Raw genomic sequence first — 18,999 nt, forward strand, 5'->3', positions numbered from 1 at the left:
CCGCGCAGGCGTTTGGACTATGGTCGTATGGTCCGCGCGGGGAGGGGCGGGCTACAACTGAGGGCATAACAAAACAGATTCGAGGTGTTATTCCATGAGTGCTGCGTCCCTGTATCCCGTGCGTCCCGAAGTGGCGGCCCAGTCGCTGACCGACGAGGCCACCTACAAAGCCATGTACCAGCAGTCGGTGGTCAACCCTGACGGTTTCTGGCGCGAGCAGGCCAAGCGCATCGACTGGATCAAGCCCTTCACCAAGGTCAAGCAGACCTCCTTCGACGACCACCACGTCGATATCAAATGGTTCGCCGACGGCACCCTGAACGTGTCGGCCAACTGCCTGGACCGCCACCTCGAGGAGCGCGGCGACCAGATCGCGATCATCTGGGAGGGCGACGACCCGTCCGAGCACCGCAACATCACCTATCGCGAACTGCACGAGGAAGTCTGCAAGCTGGCCAACGCCCTGCGCGGGCAGGACGTGCACCGGGGCGACGTGGTGACCATCTACATGCCGATGATCCCCGAGGCGGCCGTGGCGATGCTGGCGTGCGCGCGCATCGGCGCCATCCACTCGGTGGTGTTCGGCGGCTTCTCGCCCGAGGCGCTGGCCGGCCGGATCATCGATGGCTGCTCGAAGGTGGTGATCACCGCCGACGAGGGCGTGCGTGGCGGCAAGAAGGTGCCGCTCAAGGAAAACGTCGACGAGGCGCTGACCAACCCGCAGACCAACTGCGTGCAGAAGATCATCGTGGTCAAGCGCACCGGCGGGAACATCAAGTGGAACCAGCACCGCGACATCTGGTACGACGACCTGCTCAAGGTCGCCGGCACCGTCTGCGCGCCCAAGGAAATGGGCGCCGAGGAAGCGCTGTTCATTCTTTATACCTCCGGCTCCACCGGCAAGCCCAAGGGCGTGCTGCACACCTGCGGCGGATACCTGCTCTACGCCTCGCTGACCCATGAGCGCGTGTTCGACTACAGGCCTGGCGAGATCTACTGGTGCACCGCGGACGTCGGCTGGGTGACCGGGCACAGCTACATCGTCTATGGCCCGCTGGCCAACGGAGCGACGACGCTGATGTTCGAGGGCGTGCCCAACTACCCGGACGTGACCCGCGTCGCCAAGATCATCGACAAGCACAAGGTCAACATTCTCTACACCGCCCCAACCGCCATCCGCGCGATGATGGCGCAGGGCCGCGCCGCGGTCGAAGGCGCGGACGGCTCGAGCCTGCGCCTGCTGGGTTCGGTGGGCGAGCCGATCAACCCCGAGGCCTGGAACTGGTACTACGAGGCGGTTGGCCAGAGCCGCTGCCCGATCGTCGATACCTGGTGGCAGACCGAGACCGGCGGCATTCTGATCAGCCCGCTGCCAGGGGCCACGGCGCTCAAGCCGGGATCGGCGACCCGTCCGTTCTTCGGCGTGGTTCCGGCGCTGGTCGACAACCTCGGCAACCTGATCGAGGGCCCCGCCGAGGGCAACCTGGTGATCCTCGACTCCTGGCCCGGCCAGATGCGCACCATCTATCGGGATCACGACCGCTTCGTCGACACCTACTTCAAGACCTTCAAGGGGATGTACTTCACCGGCGACGGCGCACGCCGCGACGAGGATGGCTACTACTGGATCACCGGTCGCGTGGACGACGTGCTCAACGTCTCCGGCCACCGCATGGGGACCGCCGAGATCGAAAGCGCGATGGTCGCCCACAGCAAGGTGGCCGAGGCGGCGGTGGTGGGCGTGCCGCACGACATCAAGGGGCAGGGCATCTATGTCTACGTCACCCTGATCGCCGGCGAGGAGCCTTCCGAGCAGCTGCGTCAGGAGCTCAAGCAGTGGGTGCGCCGCGAGATCGGTCCGATCGCGGTGCCGGACATCATCCAGTGGGCGCCCGGACTGCCCAAGACCCGTTCGGGCAAGATCATGCGCCGCATCCTGCGCAAGATCGCCACCGGCGAGTACGACGCGCTGGGCGACATTTCCACCTTGGCCGACCCGGGCGTGGTGCAGCATCTGGTCGATACGCACAAGACCATGCAGGTCGCCTGACCCCAAAAAACCGCTTCGACGAAACCCCGGCCCTGCCGGGGTTTTTTCATGCCGTCGGAACGCAGGCAAAGCGTGCTGGCCGGTGCTCGCCGGCCGGTGCCGGTAGCGCCCGTGCAGAGGGCGCAAGCGTCGGATTTATCCGCAAGGCCAGGGAAATCGCGGTTGCCGATGCTGTCAATAACGAAACGGCCGCGCGATGACCGCCTCGCTTTGGGGCGAGGCTTGGAGCGCGCCCATCGTCAAGTGCTCCACTGTGGTGCGTCAGAGTAGAGGGGTTTCGCCAGGTCATTGATCCTGAATGAATTTTCTTCTGGCATGGCGCTTGCGAAGCATCGACTGTTGCGACAGGCAGGAGCGCTGAATGACGCGGGTCTTCTACGATGAGATGTACGACGCCAACGGCCAGTGCCGCCCGCATTATCGAGCGTTCGCCCAATGGCTGGCCGACACCCCGGCGGACGAGCTGGCCAAGCGCAGGCAGGAAGCCGACCTGCTGTTTCATAGGGCCGGCATCACCTTCACGCTGTACGGCGACGAGCAGGGCACCGAGCGGCTGATCCCCTTCGACACCATCCCGCGCAGCATCCCGGCCAGCGAGTGGCGAACCGTGGAGAAGGGCTGCATCCAGCGCGTCCAGGCGCTGAACCTTTTTCTCGACGATCTCTACCATGGCCAGCGGATCCTCAAGGACGGCGTGATACCCACCGAGCAGGTGCTGACCAACGACGGCTACCAGATGGCGATGCAGGGGCTGGACCTGCACCGCGGGCTATATGCGCACATCGCCGGGGTCGACCTGGTGCGTGACGGCGACGGTCGCTACTTCGTGCTCGAGGACAACCTGCGCACCCCGAGCGGGGTGAGCTACATGCTCGAAGACCGCAAGATGATGATGCGGCTGTTTCCCGAGCTCTTTGCCGCGCAGCGCATCGCGCCGGTCAACCACTACCCGAACCTGCTGCTCACCACGCTCAAGGAATCCAGCCCGCTGGACAACCCCAGCGTGGCGGTCCTGACCCCGGGTCGGTTCAACAGCGCCTATTTCGAGCATGCCTTCCTCGCCCGGGAGATGGGGGTGGAGCTGGTCGAGGGTGCGGATCTTTTCGTGCGCGACGAGCGCGTCTACATGCGCACCACGGCCGGGCCGCAGCGCGTCGATGTGCTCTATCGCCGGCTCGACGATGCCTTCCTCGACCCGCTCGCCTTCCACCCTGAATCCATGCTGGGCGTGCCGGGGCTGCTGGCGGCCTATCGCGCCGGCAACCTGGTGCTGGCCAACGCCATCGGCACCGGCGTGGCCGACGACAAGTCGATCTATCCCTACGTCAACGACATGATCCGCTTCTACCTGAGCGAGGAGCCGATCCTGAACAACGTGCCCACCTGGCAGTGCCGCAAGCCCGAGGACCTGTCCCACGTGCTGGCGAACCTGCCGGAGCTGGTGGTCAAGGAAACCCAGGGCTCCGGCGGCTACGGCATGCTCGTCGGGCCGGCGTCCACCAAGGCGCAGATCGAGGCGTTCCGCGAGCGCCTCAAGGCCAACCCGGCGGCCTATATCGCGCAGCCGACGCTGAGCCTGTCCACCTGCCCGACCTTCGTCGAGAGCGGTATCGCGCCGCGGCACATCGACCTGCGGCCCTTCGTGCTCTCCGGACGTGAAACCCGCCTGGTACCGGGCGGGCTGACGCGCGTGGCGCTGCGCGAGGGGTCGCTGGTGGTCAATTCGTCCCAGGGGGGCGGTACCAAGGACACCTGGGTGGTGGAGGACTGACCATGCTTTCCAGAACCGCTTCCGATCTCTACTGGATGTCGCGCTACCTCGAGCGGGCCGAGAACCTGGCACGCATGCTCGAGGTGAGCTATTCGCTGTCGCTGATGCCGCAGAAGGGGCTGGGCGATGGCCTTGACGAACTGGCGATGCCCTTGCTGATCACCGGCACGCTCGACGATTACCTGCTGCGCCACGGCCCGCTGGACGGCAAGCGCCTGCTGCATCATTTCGCCTTCGATCCGGACAATCCCGGCAGCATCTACAACTGCTTCCAGTCGGCGCGGATCAACGCCCATGCGGTGCGCGGGCGGATCACCACCGACATGTGGGAGAACATCAACGCGACCTGGCTGGAGATGCGCATCATCGCCACCCAGGACCTCAGCCGCTACGGCATCAGCCGCTTCTGCGAATGGGTCAAGGAGCGTTCCCACATCTTCCGCGGCGCCACCTACGGCACCATCATGCGCAGCGACGCCTACCGCTTCATCCGCCTGGGCACCTTCATCGAGCGCGCCGACAACACCTTGCGCCTGCTCGACGCGCGCTACGAGCTTTTGGGCGACGACATCGACGACATCGATGACGGTTCGGCCCGTGCCTATTACCAGTGGAGCGCGCTGTTGCGCGCGGTGTCCTCGTTCGAGGCCTTCGCCGAGATCTACCGGGGCTCGCCCAAGGTACGCAAGGTGGCCGAGATGCTGCTGTTGCGTCCGGACGTACCCCGCTCGGTGCGGGCCTGCACCGATGAACTGAACCAGATGCTGGCCAGCCTGCCCGGCATCAACGGCCGGCCGGCCCAGCGCATGGCGGCGGAGCTCGAAGCCCGCCTGCGCTATACCGGCGTCGACGAAATCCTCGAGGCGGGCCTGCACGACTGGCTGACCGAGTGCATCCAGGAGGTCAACCGGCTCGGACAGGCCATCCACAGTTCGTACCTGGAGGCCGCATGAGACTCTCCATCAGCCATGACACCAGCTATCACTACGACGACACGGTACGCACCAGCATCCAGTACCTGCGGCTCACGCCCCAGGAAAGCGAGCGCCAGCGCGTCATCAACTGGCGGCTTGACCTGCCGCGTCCGGCGCGTAGCCAGATCGACCCCTACGGCAACATCCTGCACGTGCTGTCGCTGGAGGAGCCCCACGAGGAGATCCTCATCCATGCCAGCGGACAGGTGGAAATCGACGAGCGCTGCGAGGCCGAGCGCGAAACCCAGTCGCCGTTCCCGTTCCTGCGCATGACGCGGCTCACCCATCCCGACGAGGCGCTGCGCGAGCTCGCCGGGCGCAGCGCCGGCGACCGGCGCGACCGTACCGGGTTGACCGAGCTGATGCGCGCCCTGGGCGAACACATGCGCTACAGCCCGGGCTCGACCGACGTGGGGAGCACCGCCGCGCAGGCGTTCGCCGCCCGCGCCGGGGTCTGTCAGGACCATACCCATGCGTTCCTGGCCTGCGCCCGCAGCCTCGGTGTCCCGGCGCGCTACGTGTCCGGCTACCTGCTGACCGACGACCAGACCCACCTGGCCAGCCACGCCTGGGCCGAGGCCTGGCTGGATGGCGCCTGGTACAGCTTCGACGTGACCAACCAGCTGGATCGCCCGGAGCGCCATCTCAAGCTCGCCGTCGGCCTGGATTACCTCGATGCCTGCCCGGTTCGTGGAAGCCGTCGCGGCGGTGGCATCGAAACCATGCACGCCCGGGTATTTGTCTCGCCAATGACACAGGCCCAGCAGTAAAGTGGCGCCAGCGGGCGCCCAGGTCTGCCGAGAGAAACAGGCCGGGCGACGCCGTGTTTCGTCCTGACAGTCCGGATCCGCCATGACTTATTGCGTTGCCATGAACCTGAGCGAGGGCCTGGTGTTCGTGTCCGACTCCCGTACCAATGCCGGGGTCGACCATATCGCCACCTTCCGCAAACTCTACATTTTCGGGGTGCCGGGGGAGCGGCTGATCGTCCTGCAGGCGGCGGGCAATCTCGCCACCTCGCAGTCGGTCATCAGCCTGCTGCGCCAGCGCCTCAAGAAGGACGGGCCTCACCTGTACAGCGTCGACAGCCTGTTCGAAGCGGCGCAACTGGTCGGCCGAACCATGCGTGAAGTGGTCTCGCGGGACGCCGAGCCGACCATGTCCGCGGGGGTGGACATGACCTGCTCGTTCCTGCTGGGTGGGCAGATCGGTGACGAGCCGCCAGCGCTGTTCAACCTCTACCCGCAGGGCAACTTCATCGCGGCGACGCCCGACACGCCGTATTTCCAGATCGGTGAAAGCAAGTACGGCAAGCCGATCCTCGATCGCGCGCTGACCTACGAGACGCCCCTGGACCACGCCTTGCGCTGTGCGCTGATTTCGTTCGACTCCACCATCCGCAGCAACCTGTCGGTCGCCTTGCCGCTGGACGTGCTGGTCTACCGCAGCGGCAGCCTGGACGTCCCGAAGGGCTATCGCGTCAAGGAGGGAGACCCGTACTTCGAGGAGATTCGCGACTACTGGGGCGGCGGGTTGCGCCGCCTGCTGGGAGAACTCAGCTCGCCGCCGGACGGTTACTGGAACTGACCGAGCCGGCGGCGAACGCAGGGGCTCAGGCCGGCTGGGGTTCCGCGCCCTGGTCGCCGTTGGCGGCGGGGCGATCCTTGGGCACGCCCGCGACGGTGATTTCCGGCAGCGTGCCACCGATGAACTCGACGCTCTGAGTGGGGAAGGCGAACTGCACTTCCATCTCGGCGAACCGCTCCATCAGCTTCAGGTTGATTTCCTGCTGAATGTCCATGTAGCGGTTGTACTCGGAACTGAGCACCATGTAGACCACTTCGAAGGTCAGCTGGTAGTCGTCTAAGGCGAGGAAATGCGCCCGGTCGAAGCGGGTCATCTCGATCCCCTCGATGATGCCGCGAACCACGCCGCCGATCTCGCGCACCTTCGCCGGCGGCGTGTTGTAGGTGACACCGAACTTGAAGACGATGCGCCGCTGCTGCATGCGCTTGTAGTTGTGCAGCGTCTGCTTGAGCAGGTCCGCGTTGGAGACGACGATCTGTTCCCCGCTCAGGGCGCGGATGCGGGTGGTCTTCAAACCGATATGCTCGATGGTGCCGGCGACGTCGCCGAAGACCACGAAATCACCGACCTCGAAGGGCTTGTCGATCCCGATCGACAGCGAGGCGAAGACGTCGCTGAGCAGCGTCTGCACCGCGAGCGCGATGGCGATACCGCCGACGCCGAGGCTGGCGATCAGTGCCGTGATGTCGACCCCGAGGTTCGCCAGGATCGACAGCAGCATCATGGTCCAGACCACCAGCCGGATCATGATGCCGATGATGGTGGTGGTCACCGGGTTTCGCGTCTTACCGTCGTGGGTCAGGCTTTCCATCCACAGCCGCACGCCACAGTCGAGCCAGAGCGCGATCTGGAAGGCGAGGGCCACGAACCAGCCGTGCGCCATGGTGGCTTCCCAGCGCGGGGAAAGCTCGACGATCTTCAGGCCGATCAGCAGGGAGAAGGCGAAGATCAACAGCCGGCTGGTGCGGCTCAGCATCTCGGCGGCGAAGGCGTAGATGCGGGTCTTCGAGCCCTTGGACATGGCGTGCAGGCGCCTGGTCAGGATCTTGACCAGGGTGCGCAGCACCCAGTAGCTGATGACCGTCACGGCGGTGACGATGGCGATATCGATCCAGATCGACTCGTTCAACAGAACGTCCCAATTCATCAAGAAATGGCTCCTGTGAGGCCGCGCGCAGGGCGCGGGGAGATGGGCGGGGCTGTTTTTTCAGTCGGTCACAGGCGCGATAAGTTCCCCTTGGGCGGCTACGCAGCGCAGCGCCGGGGATCGAGTCGGGGCGTTGCGCGCAGCGCTTCCGGAGCCGGGATGGGGGCGGAGCGGCCTCCAGGGCCCAGCCGTTACGGCCGGGGATGACGGGGCGATGGGGGTGATCGCGGCGGCTCGCCGGGCGCTCTCAACTGAGCATCCGGGTGAGGTTGGGGAGAATCAGCACAACGGCTGTGGCGAGAAGGATCAGCGTTGCCTGGCGCAGTTTTTTTTGTTTGAACATGGGTTCGGCCTTTTATTTTTCTGGCGCCTGCGGCGAGTCGCTCCGGCAGGCGCGTTGACGCAAGGTTTCGTCCCGGCCTTGAGCCGGCGGCACGTTTGGTCTGAACAAGTGACCGGTAAATTCCGCTCTTGCATGCATCCGTTGGGCGGCTCGCCGCGGCGGGACCGGTCACTCGCATTGCCGGAATCGTCGCAATTCCCATGCCAGAGGGCCTGCGCCACCACCCGGGCCGCCACTGCCGTTCGTCGCTTCGCCGTTGCTGCATCCGGTAACGGCGCAGGAGGGGCACCTTCGGTGTCGTGGGGCGGTCCACTTCATGTATCGACCCCAGTTTTGGAGGCAGTCATGAAGTGCACAGCTTTTCCCCTGATCCTGCTGGCGGTGGCCCTGTCCGGTGCTGCGCTGGCGCAGGAGGACATGACGTTGCAGCAGGAGCGAGACCAGATCGGCGCCGACATGGTGGACAATCGCCGGCAGGTCGGACAGGACATCAACGGCATACGCGAGCCCGTGCCGGCGGGGACAGCCGAAGAAGCCGCCGGCGGCGCAACCGGCCCCGACATCGGCGTGAACAGTCCCCGCTTCGACACGTCCCCGGCGACTTCGCCCAGTCGGACCATTCAGGATCGACCCGCGACCACGCCGGCCCCCACCGGCTCGACCACCGCGCCTGCCGGCGGCACGGTCAGTCCGGTGCCGCCGAACACGGGTGGAGGGGTGGACGTGCAGCCGGGTGCCGGCAGTACGGGTGGAAACGGAACACCCGCCAATAGCGGAGGCGCGGCGACACCCTCCGGCGGCGCCGCAACGCCCTCTGGCGGAGGTCGTGTCGACTAGCGCTTTTGTCGACGCAAAAAAAAGCCCGACTTGCGTCGGGCTTTTTCGTATCTGGCGGTGAGGGAGGGATTCGAACCCTCGATACGGTTTCCCGTATACACACTTTCCAGGCGTGCTCCTTCAACCGCTCGGACACCTCACCGGATCTCGCCAGACGGTCAGGTCTGTCGAGGCGCGCTAATGTAGCGGAAGACTCCGGGCATGGCAAAAGTTTTTTTAGTTTATTCATGTGGTTATTAGGCTTCGGCAGAAACTGACGTCGGTCTCGTTTCTGGCCATATGATGGCCCACCTGTGTCAGTCGTCTGATAACCTCCGGCCGTTCAGATCGCAGCCCCGTCCAGCCAGGTATGGCATGAAACTGTTTCGCAAGCTGAGGAAGCGCCCCGACACTACGCTCGTGATGACCAAGCGTCGCGTCGATGTCGCTCGCCTGGAGCTCGGGATGTACGTCTGCGAACTCGATCGGCCCTGGAGCGAAACGACGTTCCTTTTCCAGGGCTTCCCGCTGTTGCGGTTGTCCGACCTGAATGCGGTCAGGAAACGCTGCGACTACGTCTACGTCGACGATACCCGGCGCGTGGCATTGAATCCGATCGAGCAGAGCGCGCCTGTCGCGCTCAAGCCCACGGCGCGGCGCGAGCGTGTGCGTGAGCCTCTGTATGCGGAAATCGATCAGGCACGAACCGCCTTCCAGGACAGCTCCCTGGTGCTGGGCGAGCTGCTTGCCGACGTGCAGCAGGGCAGGCCCATCGACACTTCGGCGTGCCAGGCGGCCGTCAGGCGCAACCTCGAAAGCCTGCTGCGCAACGAGAGCGCCATGCTCTGGCTGACCCGCTTGAAGGACCAGGACGTCTATACCAGTCTGCACTGCCTGTCGGTGTCGATCATGGCGATGGGCTTCGGCAACCACCTGCAATTGTCCGATGCCGAGCTCGAGCTGCTGGGGCTGGGCGGCCTGCTGCACGATGTCGGCAAGGTTCGCATCGACCCCGACGTGCTGAACAAGCCGGGCAAGCTCACGGCCGAGGAGTTCGCCCACGTCAAGCTGCATCCGGTATTCGGCTACGAAGCGCTCAAGGGCCAGGCCGACATCCCGGTCGCCGCTGCCCAGGCCGCGTACGGCCATCATGAACGCCTCGATGGCAAGGGCTACCCGCAGGGTGTCGCGGAGCGCCAGATTCCCTTCATGACGCGCATCATCACCATCGTCGATGCGTTCGACGCCATCACCAGCCACCGTTCCTACGACAAGCCGCGCCCGGTGCAGGTGGCGTTCGACATCCTGCGCGAGGGCAGCGGCACCCAGTTCGATTCGAAGCTGGTACGCGACTTCATCCAGTGGCTCGGCGTGTTCCCGGTGGGCACGCTGGTCGAGCTGCACACCGGCGAAGTCGCGCTGGTGCTGGAAAAACACGATCGGCTGCAGCTGCGTCCCCGGGTCGTCGTGCTGCGCGATGCGGACAAGCAGCCTTGCGAGCCGCGCTATCTGGATCTCGCCCGGATCTGCGTCGACGCGGAGGGCCATCCGTATCGGATCAGCAACGGTCTGCCGGATGGCTCCTATGGGTTGTTCATTGCCGATTCCGCCCTTCAGGCGATCCTCCATCCCGAGGCGCTGTTCGAGTTCGAAGTCGGGTTCGGCGTCGAGGACGAGTGATGCGGGGCTGACCGGCCGGTCAGTCACGGCGCTTTACCTCGTGGGTAGCGATGGTTAACGTCTGCGCTATTCAAACAAGGAAAACCGCCATGACTGAGCTGATCGCCTACCAACTCGAAGACGGCATCGCCACGCTGACGCTTGCCAACGGTAAGGTCAACGCCATCTCCCCTGACGTCGTCCAGGCATTCAATGCGGCGCTGGACCGCGCCGAGCAGGACCGCGCCATCGTCATCATCACCGGGCAGCCGGGGATCCTCTCCGGGGGTTACGACCTGAAAGTGATGACCTCGAGTCCCGAGAATGCCGTGGCGCTGGTCGCCAGCGGTTCGACGCTGGCGCGGCGCATGCTCGCCCATCCGTTCCCGATCATCATCGCCTGCCCGGGGCACGCCGTGGCCAAGGGGGCGTTCCTCCTGCTTTCGGCCGATTACCGTATCGGCGCCGAGGGCGCGTTCAGCATCGGACTCAACGAGGTGCAGATCGGCATGACCATGCACCACGCGGGTATCGAACTGGCCCGCGACCGGCTGCGCAAGTCGGCGTTCCACCGGTCGGTGATCAACGGCGAGATGTTCGACCCCCAGGGCGCCCTCGAAGCCGGCTTCCTCGACCGTGTCGTGCCGGCGGGCGAGCTGATGGCGGTGGCCAGGGCGACGGCCCAGCAGATGAAGAAAATCCAGATGACGGCCCATCGCAACACCAAGTTGAAGGTGCGCAAGGCGCTGCTGGAAACCCTGGACCGGGCCATCGAGCTCGACCGCCAGCACCAGCTCTGAGCATGCGCGGCGCGACAGAAATGCGTGCGCCGCTGCCCAAGGCCTCGATCCTGCGTTTACACTGAGCGTTCGGTGTCGGCGGTCCGCTGGCGCCTCCCTCATTCGATTCCCATCGCCTCGCAGGAGAGCCCTGATGTCCGCCCCGCATACCCCGGTAGAACGCGCCGATTTCGACCAGGTCATTGTTCCCAGTTTCGCGCCTGCCCGCTTCATTCCGGTACGCGGTCAGGGCTCGCGAGTATGGGACCAGGCGGGGCGCGAGCTGGTGGACTTCTCTGGCGGCATCGCCGTGAACGTGCTGGGCCACGCCCATCCCGAACTGGTTGCCGCGCTGACGGAGCAGGCTGGCAAGCTCTGGCACATTTCCAACATCTTCACCAACGAGCCGACGCTGCGCCTGGCCAAGAAGCTGGTGGCGGCGACCTTCGCCGACCGGGTGTTCTTCTGCAACTCCGGCGCCGAGGCCAACGAGGCCGCGTTCAAGCTGGCCCGGCGCTACGCCCATGATGTCCACGGGCCGCAGAAGTTCGAGATCATTTCGGCCGTGAACAGCTTCCACGGGCGTACCCTGTTCACCGTCACGGTGGGCGGCCAGCCCAAGTATTCCGATGGTTTCGGGCCCAGGATCGAAGGCATCACCCACGTGCCCTACAACGATCTGGAGGCCCTCAAGGCGGCCATTTCCGACAAGACCTGCGCCGTGGTGCTCGAGCCGATCCAGGGCGAAAGCGGCATCCTGCCGGCCGAGCAGGCCTACCTGGAAGGCGCGCGCGCGCTGTGCGACGAGCACAATGCACTGCTGATCTTCGACGAGGTGCAGTGCGGCATGGGGCGGACCGGCGAGCTGTTCGCCTACATGCACTACAACGTGGTGCCGGACATCCTCTCCAGCGCCAAGAGCCTGGGCGGCGGCTTCCCGATCGGGGCCATGCTCACCACCCACGAGATCGCGGCGCACTTCAGCGTCGGCACCCATGGCACGACCTACGGCGGCAATCCGCTGGCCTGCGCCGTCGCGGAGCGGGTGCTGGACATCGTCAACACGCCCGAGGTGCTCGAGGGCGTCAAGGCCCGCCATGAGCGGTTCAAGACGCGACTGATGCAGATCGGCGAGCGCTACGGGCTGTTCAGCCAGATCCGTGGTCGCGGCATGCTCATCGGCTGCGTGCTTTCCGATGCCTGGAAAGGGCGTGCCCGGGACGTCTTCGATGCGGCCGAACGCGAGGCGGTGATGGTGCTGCAGGCCGGCCCCGATGTCGTGCGTCTGGCGCCGAGCCTGGTGATCGACGAAGCCGATATCGACGAGGGGCTGGACCGTTTCGAGCGCGCCGTCGCGACCCTGACCCAGGCCTGAACCTTCCTTCCTGCGCGGGGCGTTCGCCCCGCGCCACTGACAGAGAACCCATCATGAGCGACAGCCTTCAACTCATCCTCGAAGACGTGGACGGTACCCAGCTTGAAACCTCCTGCACCCGATTCGCCGTCATGTGGCAGGGCAAGGAAGTGTGGATCCAGCAGGTCGGCAACGGCCAGCTGATGATCGGCGTGGACGTCGAGGACGGCGATACCGAATACGCCAACCTGGTGCTGCGGCCGCTGGCGACCAACCTGGTCAGCCTGCAGCTGGAGATGGAGCCGGTCGAAGCGGACGACCACGTGCACGGTCCCGACTGTAACCACGACCACTAAGGCAGGCCTGGATGCTTTCTCTGGGTAAGCTGCTCGAGTTAAGCCTCGCCGGTCGTGAGCCGGCCGAAAAGATCCAGGTCACCAGCCGCGGCGTGAAGTTGCACTGGCTGTCCGATGGCGTGCTTCAGGTAACGCCGCCCGCCAGCGACGACTGTGGCGTCGACCTGCTCCTGTCCGCGGGTATCCACGGGAACGAGATCATCCCGATCGAGTTGCTCGATCGGCTGATCCGTGCGGTCGCCCGTGGCGACCTGCGTCCGCGGGCCCGTCTGTTGTTCCTGTTCGGCAACCTCGACGCGATTCGTCGCGGGGTGCGTCACCTCGGCAACGACCTCAACCGGCTGTTCTGTGGTGCCCACGTGGAGGCCGGCGGCGCCGAGGCGATGAGGGCGATGGAGCTCGAGCGCATGACCTCGAGCTTCTTCTCGCTCGAAGGCAGGACGCGCCGCCACTACGACCTCCATAGCGCGATGCGCCCGTCGCTGCTGAGCCAGTTCGCCATCTGCCCCTGGCGCAACGGACGTCCTCTGCCCGAGGGCGCGCTCGGACGTCTGCGCGCGGCGTCGATGGATGGCGTGCTGATGCAGCGTGCGGCGTCCACCACCTTCAGTGCCTACACCGCCAACGAGCACGGCGCCGAAGCCTTCACCCTGGAGCTTGCCGAAGAAAGCGCGGCGCGCTGGCCGGCGTGCCTGCAGGCTTTCGAACGGGCGATGCAGGCGCAGATCCTCGATCAATCGCTGGAGGCCGAGACCGGGCCGGAGTCGTTCCAGGTGTTCAGCGTCTCGCGAGAGATCATCAAGCGCAGCGAGCGGTTCCGGCTGTGTCTGCCGAGCGACGTGGAGAACTTCGCGCAACTGGCGCCCGGGACCTTGCTGGCCGAGGACGGCGAGGGCGACCCTTGGGTGGTCGAGGAGGAAGAGGCCCGCATTCTGTTCCCGATGGCTCAGGTCGCCATCGGCCAGCGGGCCGGACTGGTGGTGGTACCGGGCGAACCTGCCTGAACGGAGCCGGGCACTGCGCCCGGCCTTGTCCTGACTCAGGCGCCGGCAGGCGGCGTGCTCAGCGAATCGTTGCCGGTCACCGTCGCGCTGCCGGTGGCCGCCTGGGCATTCTGCTTCATGCGTTGCTGGTCGTTGACCGAGGGTTCCAGCGGCATCTGGCTCGAGTGAGTGTCCGCCATGGCCGTGTGCTCGTTGATTTCGCACAGTACGCGCTTGGCCTCGCAATGGCCGGTCACGCCACGCGCCAGTGCCATGCCGCCCACGGCCAGTTGCAACAGGCCACCGATGCCTCCGCGCCGCAACCCCTTGCCCAGGAAATACAGGCCGCCCACGACCGAGGCGGTGCGCTCCCAGCCATGAACGTTCTCGGTCTTGGAACCATCGGAAGGAAGAGTGCGATTCATCATCAGGTCTCCGGGAAGATGTTGTCCTTTAACAGACTCTGGCGCGTCCCGGCTGTTCATGCCGCAGGTCGGATAATCCGCCCGCGGCATTGACGGGAACGGCCGGCCGGTCATGCCATGGAGAACACCTTCAGCACGAAGGCATATTCCAGCGCCACGTCCTTGAGCGCCTGGTAACGGCCGCTCATGCCGCCGTGGCCGGCGCCGAACTCGGTCTTGAGCAGCAACAGCGCGTCGTTGGTGCGCAACGCCCGCAGCCGGGCGACCCACTTGGCCGCTTCCCAGTACTGGACGCGGCTGTCGTGGTAGCCGGCGACGGCGAGGATCGCCGGATAATCCTGGGCGCGCACGTTCTCGTAAGGCGCATAGGCCTTGATCCGGGCGTGCACCTCGGGGTCGTTCGGGTCGCCCCATTCGTCGTACTCGGTGACGGTCAGCGGAAGGTCGGGATTGAGCATGGTGTTGAGCACGTCGACGAAGGGCACCTCGGCGATGGCCGCGCCGAACAGCTCGGGGCGCAGGTTGAGGACCGCGCCGATCAGCAGGCCGCCGGCACTACCGCCGCTGACGACCAGTTGCGAAGGTTGCGTGTAACCCTCGGCGATCAGGGTCTCGGCGCAGGCGATGAAGTCGCTGAAGGTGTTGGGCTTGTGTTCGAGCTTGCCGGCGCGGTACCAGGCCTCGCCCAGGTCGCCGCCGCCGCGTACGTGGGCGATGGCGAAGACGAACCCGCGGTCGAGCAGCGACAGCCGCGCATGGGAGAACCAGGGATCGAGGCTGTGGCCGTAGGCCCCGTAGCCATAGAGGTAGAGGGGGGCCGGTTTGCCGAAGGTCTCGCGCCTCGCCACCAGGCTCACCGGCACCCGGGTGCCGTCTGGCGCGGTCGCCCAGATGCGTCGGCTTTCGTAGGCGTCCGCCTCGAAGGGGCCTTCCACCGGGGTTTCCTTGAGCACCCGCTGGCTGCCGTCGGCGAGGATCAGCTCGCGGATCTGGGCCGGGCGGTTGAGCGCCTCGTAGCGCAGCCGGATCGCCGTGCTGGTGAATTCCAGGCTGTTCTGCACGTGCAGGCTGTAGACCGCATCGGGCAGCTGGACGCGGTAGGGTGCGACGCCCTGCGGGCGCACCTCGATCAGCGGCAGCCCCTCGGCGCGCAGCGTCAGGGTGATGGCCTCGGCGTTCAGGCTGACGTCTTCGAGCATCACGGCCTGGTCATGCGGGACCAGCTCCTGCCAGTGCTCACGTTGCGGGCGATCTTCGTCGGCTGCGTAGAGCGCGAAGTTGATGCCTGCCTGGTTACTGCGGATCAGCCAGCTCCAGCGCCCCTCGTGCAGGCCGTGGTCGGGGAAGTACTCGTGCTCTTCCTCGCGGGTGGCAAGGCAGGTCCAGGTGCCTTCCGGCGTGTCGGCCGGCAGCACCCAGGCCTCGCTGGTGGTCTTGCTGTGGGAGAGGATGACCAGTTGCCGGTCGGAGCTGGCGCGGTAGCAGTGCACGAAGTAGCGGCCGTCCGGGTCGTGGAACACCTCGGTGGAGCTCGCTTCGCCCAGGCGATAGCGGTTGATGCGATGTGGACGGTGGGTCTCGTCCAGCTCGCCGAAGAACAGCGTCTGGCTGTCGTTGGCCCAGGTCATGCTGCCGTCGCAGTGTTCGAAGGGCAGGGCGGTGATCTCGCCGCTCTGCAGGTCCTTGACGAACAGCTGGTAGATCTCGTCGCCCTGGGTATCGAGGCTGTAGGCGAGCCTGTTGTGGTCCTGGCTGACGCTGAAGGCGCCCAGCGACAGAAAGCCCCCGTTGGCCAGCGCGTTCGGGTCGAGCAGCAGTTGCTCGGCCGCCTCGTCCACCTCGAGCGATCCATCGACCGGCCTCGGGCAGCGGTAATGACGCGGGTATTCGTCGCCGGCAGTGGTGCGCTGGTAATACAGCCAGGGGCCCCAGGGGCTGGGCAACGACAGATCGGTCTCGCGAATGCGACCTTTTATTTCATGAAAGAGCGCCTCGCGCAGCTCGGCCTGTTCGGCCAGTTGCTCCTCCAGATAGGCGTTCTCCGCCTTGAGATAGTCGATCACGTCCGCGGCGTCGCGGTTTTCCAGCCAACGGTAGGGATCGTCTCCCTGGTCTACTCTGGCAGTCGGGGCTTTGCTCATGGGTACTCCGGGCAGGGCGGCTGCAGGCGCAGCGGCGGCGTTGAAATCGAATCCGGCTCATGTGTCTCATGGACATAGACCGGTGGTTGGCCGAGTTTACCCGGCTCGTTCATCGATCAGTCGAGTGGGGCGGATTTCGAGGCTGTCGAGCCGTGAATGATCGCTCATCATCGCCTCGGGAAGGCGTCCGCACGGCATTCGGGCGCCTTGAGGACGGGCCCGGCGGCGGCCGCTACGGACGGCCAATTGACAATGCAACGCTTTTCCCTGAAGGTGTGCGCACCCAAATCAAACGGGCGTATGAATCGAGTGTTTGCCTGCGCAGGAGCCCGGTTCATGCCCGACTATCGTGTCGGTGGGTGTCGTATCCGTGCGTCACGGCGGATGGCCAAATGGCCTGGCGACGAGCGACGCGTAACGTTCAGCTTCCATACCGTGGAGATCAGTTGATGATTTACGAAGGTAAAGCCATCACGGTTAAGGCTCTTGAGAGCGGCATCGTCGAATTGAATTTCGACCTCAAGGGTGAGTCCGTCAATAAATTCAATAGCCTCACTCTTAACGAACTCCGTCAGGCCGTGGATGCCATCAAGGCAGACACTTCCGTCAAAGGCGTGATCGTCAGCAGCGGCAAGGACGTCTTCATCGTCGGTGCCGATATCACCGAGTTCGTCGACAACTTCAAAATGCCCGACGAGGAGCTGGTCGCCGGCAACCTCGAAGCCAACAAGATCTTCAGCGACTTCGAAGACCTGGGCGTGCCCACCGTCGCCGCCATCAACGGCATCGCCCTGGGTGGCGGTTTCGAGATGTGCCTGGCCGCCGACTACCGCGTGATGTCCGCTACCGCCAAGGTCGGCCTGCCGGAAGTCAAGCTGGGCATCTACCCGGGCTTCGGCGGGACCGTGCGTCTGCCGCGCCTGATCGGTGTGGACAACGCGGTCGAGTGGATCGCCTCCGGCAAGGAAAACCGCGCTGAAGACGCGATGAAAGTCGGCGCCGTCGATGCGGTCGTCGCGCCCGAGAAGCTGCACGAGGCAGCGCTGGACCTGGTCAAGCGCGCCATTTCCGGCGAGCTGGACTTCAAGGCCAAGCGCCAGCCCAAGCTCGAGAAGCTCAAGCTCAACCCCATCGAACAGATGATGGCCTTCGAGACCTCCAAGGGTTTCGTCGCCGGCCAGGCGGGCCCGAACTACCCGGCCCCGGTCGAGGCGATCAAGACCATCCAGAAGGCGGCCAGCTTCGGTCGCGACAAGGCGCTGGAAGTCGAGGCCGCAGGCTTCGTCAAACTCGCCAAGACCTCCGTCGCGCAAAGCCTGGTCGGCCTGTTCCTGAGCGATCAGGAACTGAAGAAGAAGGCCAAGGCCTACGACAAGCAGGCGCGTGAGGTCAAACTCGCCGCGGTGCTCGGCGCCGGCATCATGGGTGGCGGCATCGCCTACCAGTCCGCGCTCAAGGGCACGCCGATCCTGATGAAGGATATCCGTGAAGAGGGTATCCAGATGGGCCTGAACGAGGCGTCCAAGCTGCTCGGCAAGCGCGTCGAGAAGGGGCGTCTGACCCCGGCGAAGATGGCCGAGGCGCTCAACGCCATCCGTCCGACCATGTCCTACGGCGACTTCGGCCACGTCGACATCGTCGTCGAGGCGGTGGTCGAGAACCCGAAGATCAAGCAGTCGGTCCTGGCTGAAGTGGAAGGCCTGGTGCGCGACGACGCGATCATCGCCTCGAACACCTCGACCATCTCGATCAGCCTGCTGGCCCAGGCGCTCAAGCGTCCGGAAAACTTCTGCGGCATGCACTTCTTCAACCCGGTGCACATGATGCCCCTGGTCGAGGTGATTCGCGGCGAGAAGACCAGCGAAACCGCCATTGCCACCACCGTCGCCTACGCCAAGAAGATGGGCAAGAGCCCCGTCGTGGTCAACGACTGCCCGGGCTTCCTGGTCAACCGCGTGCTGTTCCCGTACTTCGGCGGCTTCGCTCGCCTGGTCAGCGCTGGCGTCGACTTCGTGCGCATCGACAAGGTGATGGAGAAGTTCGGCTGGCCCATGGGCCCGGCCTACCTGATGGACGTGGTCGGCATGGACACCGGCCACCACGGCCGCGACGTGATGGCCGAGGGTTTCCCGGACCGCATGAAGGACGATCGCAAGACCGCCGTCGATGCGCTCTACGAAGCCAACCGCCTGGGCCAGAAGAACGGCAAGGGCTTCTACAGCTACGAGACCGACAAGCGCGGCAAGCCGAAGAAGGTCGTTGATGACAGCGTGCAGAGCGTGCTGGCCCCGATCGTCTACGAGCAGCGTGACGTCACCGACGAGGACATCATCAACTTCATGATGATCCCGCTGTGCCTGGAAACCGTGCGCTGCCTGGAAGACAACATCGTCGAGACCGCTGCCGAGGCCGACATGGGCCTGATCTACGGCATCGGCTTCCCTCCCTTCCGCGGGGGCGCGCTGCGCTACATCGATTCGATCGGCGTCGCCGAGTTCGTGGCGCTGGCCGACAAGTACGCCGACCTGGGCCCGCTGTACCACCCGACCGCCAAGCTGCGTGAAATGGCCGCCAACGGCCAGCGCTTCTACGGTTAATCGAGCGAGAACGAGAA

General features: G+C 65.3%; 15 protein-coding genes and 1 tRNA gene. 12 read left to right on the plus strand and 4 right to left on the minus strand.

Annotation, left to right across the window (positions count from 1 at the left end):
• Positions 1 to 94 precede the first annotated feature (94 nt).
• The 5 genes from acs (at position 95) to DN824_RS04810 (ending at position 6,382) form a co-directional block, all read left to right on the plus strand.
• Positions 95 to 2,050, plus strand: coding sequence for an acetate--CoA ligase (acs, locus tag DN824_RS04790; RefSeq protein ID WP_138407199.1), 1,956 nt, complete (start codon positions 95 to 97; stop codon positions 2,048 to 2,050).
• Between the two features lie 361 nt (positions 2,051 to 2,411).
• Positions 2,412 to 3,821 carry a circularly permuted type 2 ATP-grasp protein gene (locus DN824_RS04795; RefSeq protein WP_138407200.1) on the plus strand — a complete coding sequence of 470 codons (1,410 nt, stop codon included), beginning with the start codon at positions 2,412 to 2,414 and terminating at the stop codon, positions 3,819 to 3,821.
• A gap of 2 nt (positions 3,822 to 3,823) precedes the next feature.
• Positions 3,824 to 4,774, plus strand: coding sequence for an alpha-E domain-containing protein (locus DN824_RS04800; RefSeq protein ID WP_138407201.1), 951 nt, complete (start codon positions 3,824 to 3,826; stop codon positions 4,772 to 4,774).
• Positions 4,771 to 5,565 carry a transglutaminase family protein gene (locus DN824_RS04805; protein ID WP_138407202.1) on the plus strand — a complete coding sequence of 265 codons (795 nt, stop codon included), beginning with the start codon at positions 4,771 to 4,773 and terminating at the stop codon, positions 5,563 to 5,565. Before DN824_RS04800 ends, DN824_RS04805 begins: the two co-directional genes overlap by 4 nt.
• A gap of 82 nt (positions 5,566 to 5,647) precedes the next feature.
• Positions 5,648 to 6,382 (plus strand): proteasome-type protease, encoded by a 735-nt coding sequence (locus DN824_RS04810; RefSeq protein ID WP_138407203.1) that lies wholly within the window; start codon positions 5,648 to 5,650, stop codon positions 6,380 to 6,382.
• Between the two features lie 25 nt (positions 6,383 to 6,407).
• Here the strand turns inward: DN824_RS04810 and DN824_RS04815 are convergent, their stop codons facing one another.
• Positions 6,408 to 7,529: a mechanosensitive ion channel family protein gene (locus tag DN824_RS04815; protein WP_138407204.1), complete on the minus strand. Its 1,122-nt coding sequence runs from the start codon at positions 7,527 to 7,529 to the stop codon at positions 6,408 to 6,410.
• Between the two features lie 688 nt (positions 7,530 to 8,217).
• On the opposite strand from DN824_RS04815, the gene DN824_RS04820 reads away from it, so the two are divergent.
• Complete coding sequence (locus tag DN824_RS04820) at positions 8,218 to 8,709, plus strand: hypothetical protein (RefSeq protein ID WP_138407205.1); 492 nt, start codon at positions 8,218 to 8,220, stop codon at positions 8,707 to 8,709.
• 52 nt (positions 8,710 to 8,761) lie between these two features.
• Here DN824_RS04820 and DN824_RS04825 read toward each other — a convergent pair.
• Positions 8,762 to 8,851 (minus strand) — tRNA-Ser (locus tag DN824_RS04825).
• Positions 8,852 to 9,063: 212 nt separating this feature from the next.
• Here DN824_RS04825 and DN824_RS04830 point away from each other — a divergent pair.
• The 5 genes from DN824_RS04830 to DN824_RS04850 all read left to right on the plus strand — a co-directional run bounded on the left by DN824_RS04830 (position 9,064) and on the right by DN824_RS04850 (position 13,840).
• Entirely contained in the window at positions 9,064 to 10,368 is a 1,305-nt protein-coding gene (locus DN824_RS04830; RefSeq protein WP_138407206.1) for an HD-GYP domain-containing protein, read from the plus strand.
• Between the two features lie 89 nt (positions 10,369 to 10,457).
• A complete protein-coding gene (locus tag DN824_RS04835) occupies positions 10,458 to 11,147 on the plus strand; it encodes a crotonase/enoyl-CoA hydratase family protein (protein ID WP_138407207.1) in 690 nt (229 codons plus the stop codon).
• 133 nt (positions 11,148 to 11,280) lie between these two features.
• Positions 11,281 to 12,501 (plus strand): aspartate aminotransferase family protein, encoded by a 1,221-nt coding sequence (locus DN824_RS04840; protein WP_138407208.1) that lies wholly within the window; start codon positions 11,281 to 11,283, stop codon positions 12,499 to 12,501.
• Between the two features lie 53 nt (positions 12,502 to 12,554).
• Positions 12,555 to 12,836: a topoisomerase II gene (locus DN824_RS04845; protein ID WP_138407209.1), complete on the plus strand. Its 282-nt coding sequence runs from the start codon at positions 12,555 to 12,557 to the stop codon at positions 12,834 to 12,836.
• A gap of 11 nt (positions 12,837 to 12,847) precedes the next feature.
• The gene (locus DN824_RS04850) at positions 12,848 to 13,840 is read left to right on the plus strand and encodes a succinylglutamate desuccinylase (protein WP_138407210.1); all 993 of its coding nucleotides are present in this window, start codon (positions 12,848 to 12,850) and stop codon (positions 13,838 to 13,840) included.
• 35 nt (positions 13,841 to 13,875) lie between these two features.
• Here DN824_RS04850 and DN824_RS04855 read toward each other — a convergent pair whose 3' ends face one another.
• Complete coding sequence (locus DN824_RS04855; RefSeq protein ID WP_138407211.1) at positions 13,876 to 14,244, minus strand: YgaP family membrane protein; 369 nt, start codon at positions 14,242 to 14,244, stop codon at positions 13,876 to 13,878.
• Between the two features lie 110 nt (positions 14,245 to 14,354).
• Positions 14,355 to 16,385, minus strand: coding sequence for a S9 family peptidase (locus DN824_RS04860; protein ID WP_138407212.1), 2,031 nt, complete (start codon positions 16,383 to 16,385; stop codon positions 14,355 to 14,357).
• Positions 16,386 to 16,834: 449 nt separating this feature from the next.
• Here DN824_RS04860 and fadB point away from each other — a divergent pair, with 449 nt between their 5' ends.
• Positions 16,835 to 18,982, plus strand: a complete 2,148-nt coding sequence (fadB, locus tag DN824_RS04865; RefSeq protein WP_138407213.1) for a fatty acid oxidation complex subunit alpha FadB — start codon at positions 16,835 to 16,837, stop codon at positions 18,980 to 18,982.
• Positions 18,983 to 18,999: the final 17 nt, after the last annotated feature.

This window comes from Stutzerimonas nosocomialis, assembly GCF_005876855.1.
GTDB classification, from domain to species: Bacteria; Pseudomonadota; Gammaproteobacteria; order Pseudomonadales; family Pseudomonadaceae; genus Stutzerimonas; species Stutzerimonas nosocomialis.

What these genes read in the sequence shown, in the direction of transcription:
- DN824_RS04840 (WP_138407208.1), top strand. Translation starts at nt 11,281, where the DNA reads ATGTCCGCCCCGCATACCCCGGTAGAACGCGCCGATTTCGACCAGGTC.
- DN824_RS04820 (WP_138407205.1), top strand. Translation starts at nt 8,218, where the DNA reads ATGAAGTGCACAGCTTTTCCCCTGATCCTGCTGGCGGTGGCCCTGTCC.
- DN824_RS04800 (WP_138407201.1), top strand. Translation starts at nt 3,824, where the DNA reads ATGCTTTCCAGAACCGCTTCCGATCTCTACTGGATGTCGCGCTACCTC.
- fadB (WP_138407213.1), top strand. Translation starts at nt 16,835, where the DNA reads ATGATTTACGAAGGTAAAGCCATCACGGTTAAGGCTCTTGAGAGCGGC.
- acs (WP_138407199.1), top strand. Translation starts at nt 95, where the DNA reads ATGAGTGCTGCGTCCCTGTATCCCGTGCGTCCCGAAGTGGCGGCCCAG.
- DN824_RS04835 (WP_138407207.1), top strand. Translation starts at nt 10,458, where the DNA reads ATGACTGAGCTGATCGCCTACCAACTCGAAGACGGCATCGCCACGCTG.
- DN824_RS04795 (WP_138407200.1), top strand. Translation starts at nt 2,412, where the DNA reads ATGACGCGGGTCTTCTACGATGAGATGTACGACGCCAACGGCCAGTGC.
- DN824_RS04805 (WP_138407202.1), top strand. Translation starts at nt 4,771, where the DNA reads ATGAGACTCTCCATCAGCCATGACACCAGCTATCACTACGACGACACG.
- DN824_RS04810 (WP_138407203.1), top strand. Translation starts at nt 5,648, where the DNA reads ATGACTTATTGCGTTGCCATGAACCTGAGCGAGGGCCTGGTGTTCGTG.
- DN824_RS04850 (WP_138407210.1), top strand. Translation starts at nt 12,848, where the DNA reads ATGCTTTCTCTGGGTAAGCTGCTCGAGTTAAGCCTCGCCGGTCGTGAG.
- DN824_RS04860 (WP_138407212.1), bottom strand. Translation starts at nt 16,385, where the DNA reads ATGAGCAAAGCCCCGACTGCCAGAGTAGACCAGGGAGACGATCCCTAC.
- DN824_RS04815 (WP_138407204.1), bottom strand. Translation starts at nt 7,529, where the DNA reads ATGAATTGGGACGTTCTGTTGAACGAGTCGATCTGGATCGATATCGCC.
- DN824_RS04845 (WP_138407209.1), top strand. Translation starts at nt 12,555, where the DNA reads ATGAGCGACAGCCTTCAACTCATCCTCGAAGACGTGGACGGTACCCAG.
- DN824_RS04830 (WP_138407206.1), top strand. Translation starts at nt 9,064, where the DNA reads ATGAAACTGTTTCGCAAGCTGAGGAAGCGCCCCGACACTACGCTCGTG.
- DN824_RS04855 (WP_138407211.1), bottom strand. Translation starts at nt 14,244, where the DNA reads ATGAATCGCACTCTTCCTTCCGATGGTTCCAAGACCGAGAACGTTCAT.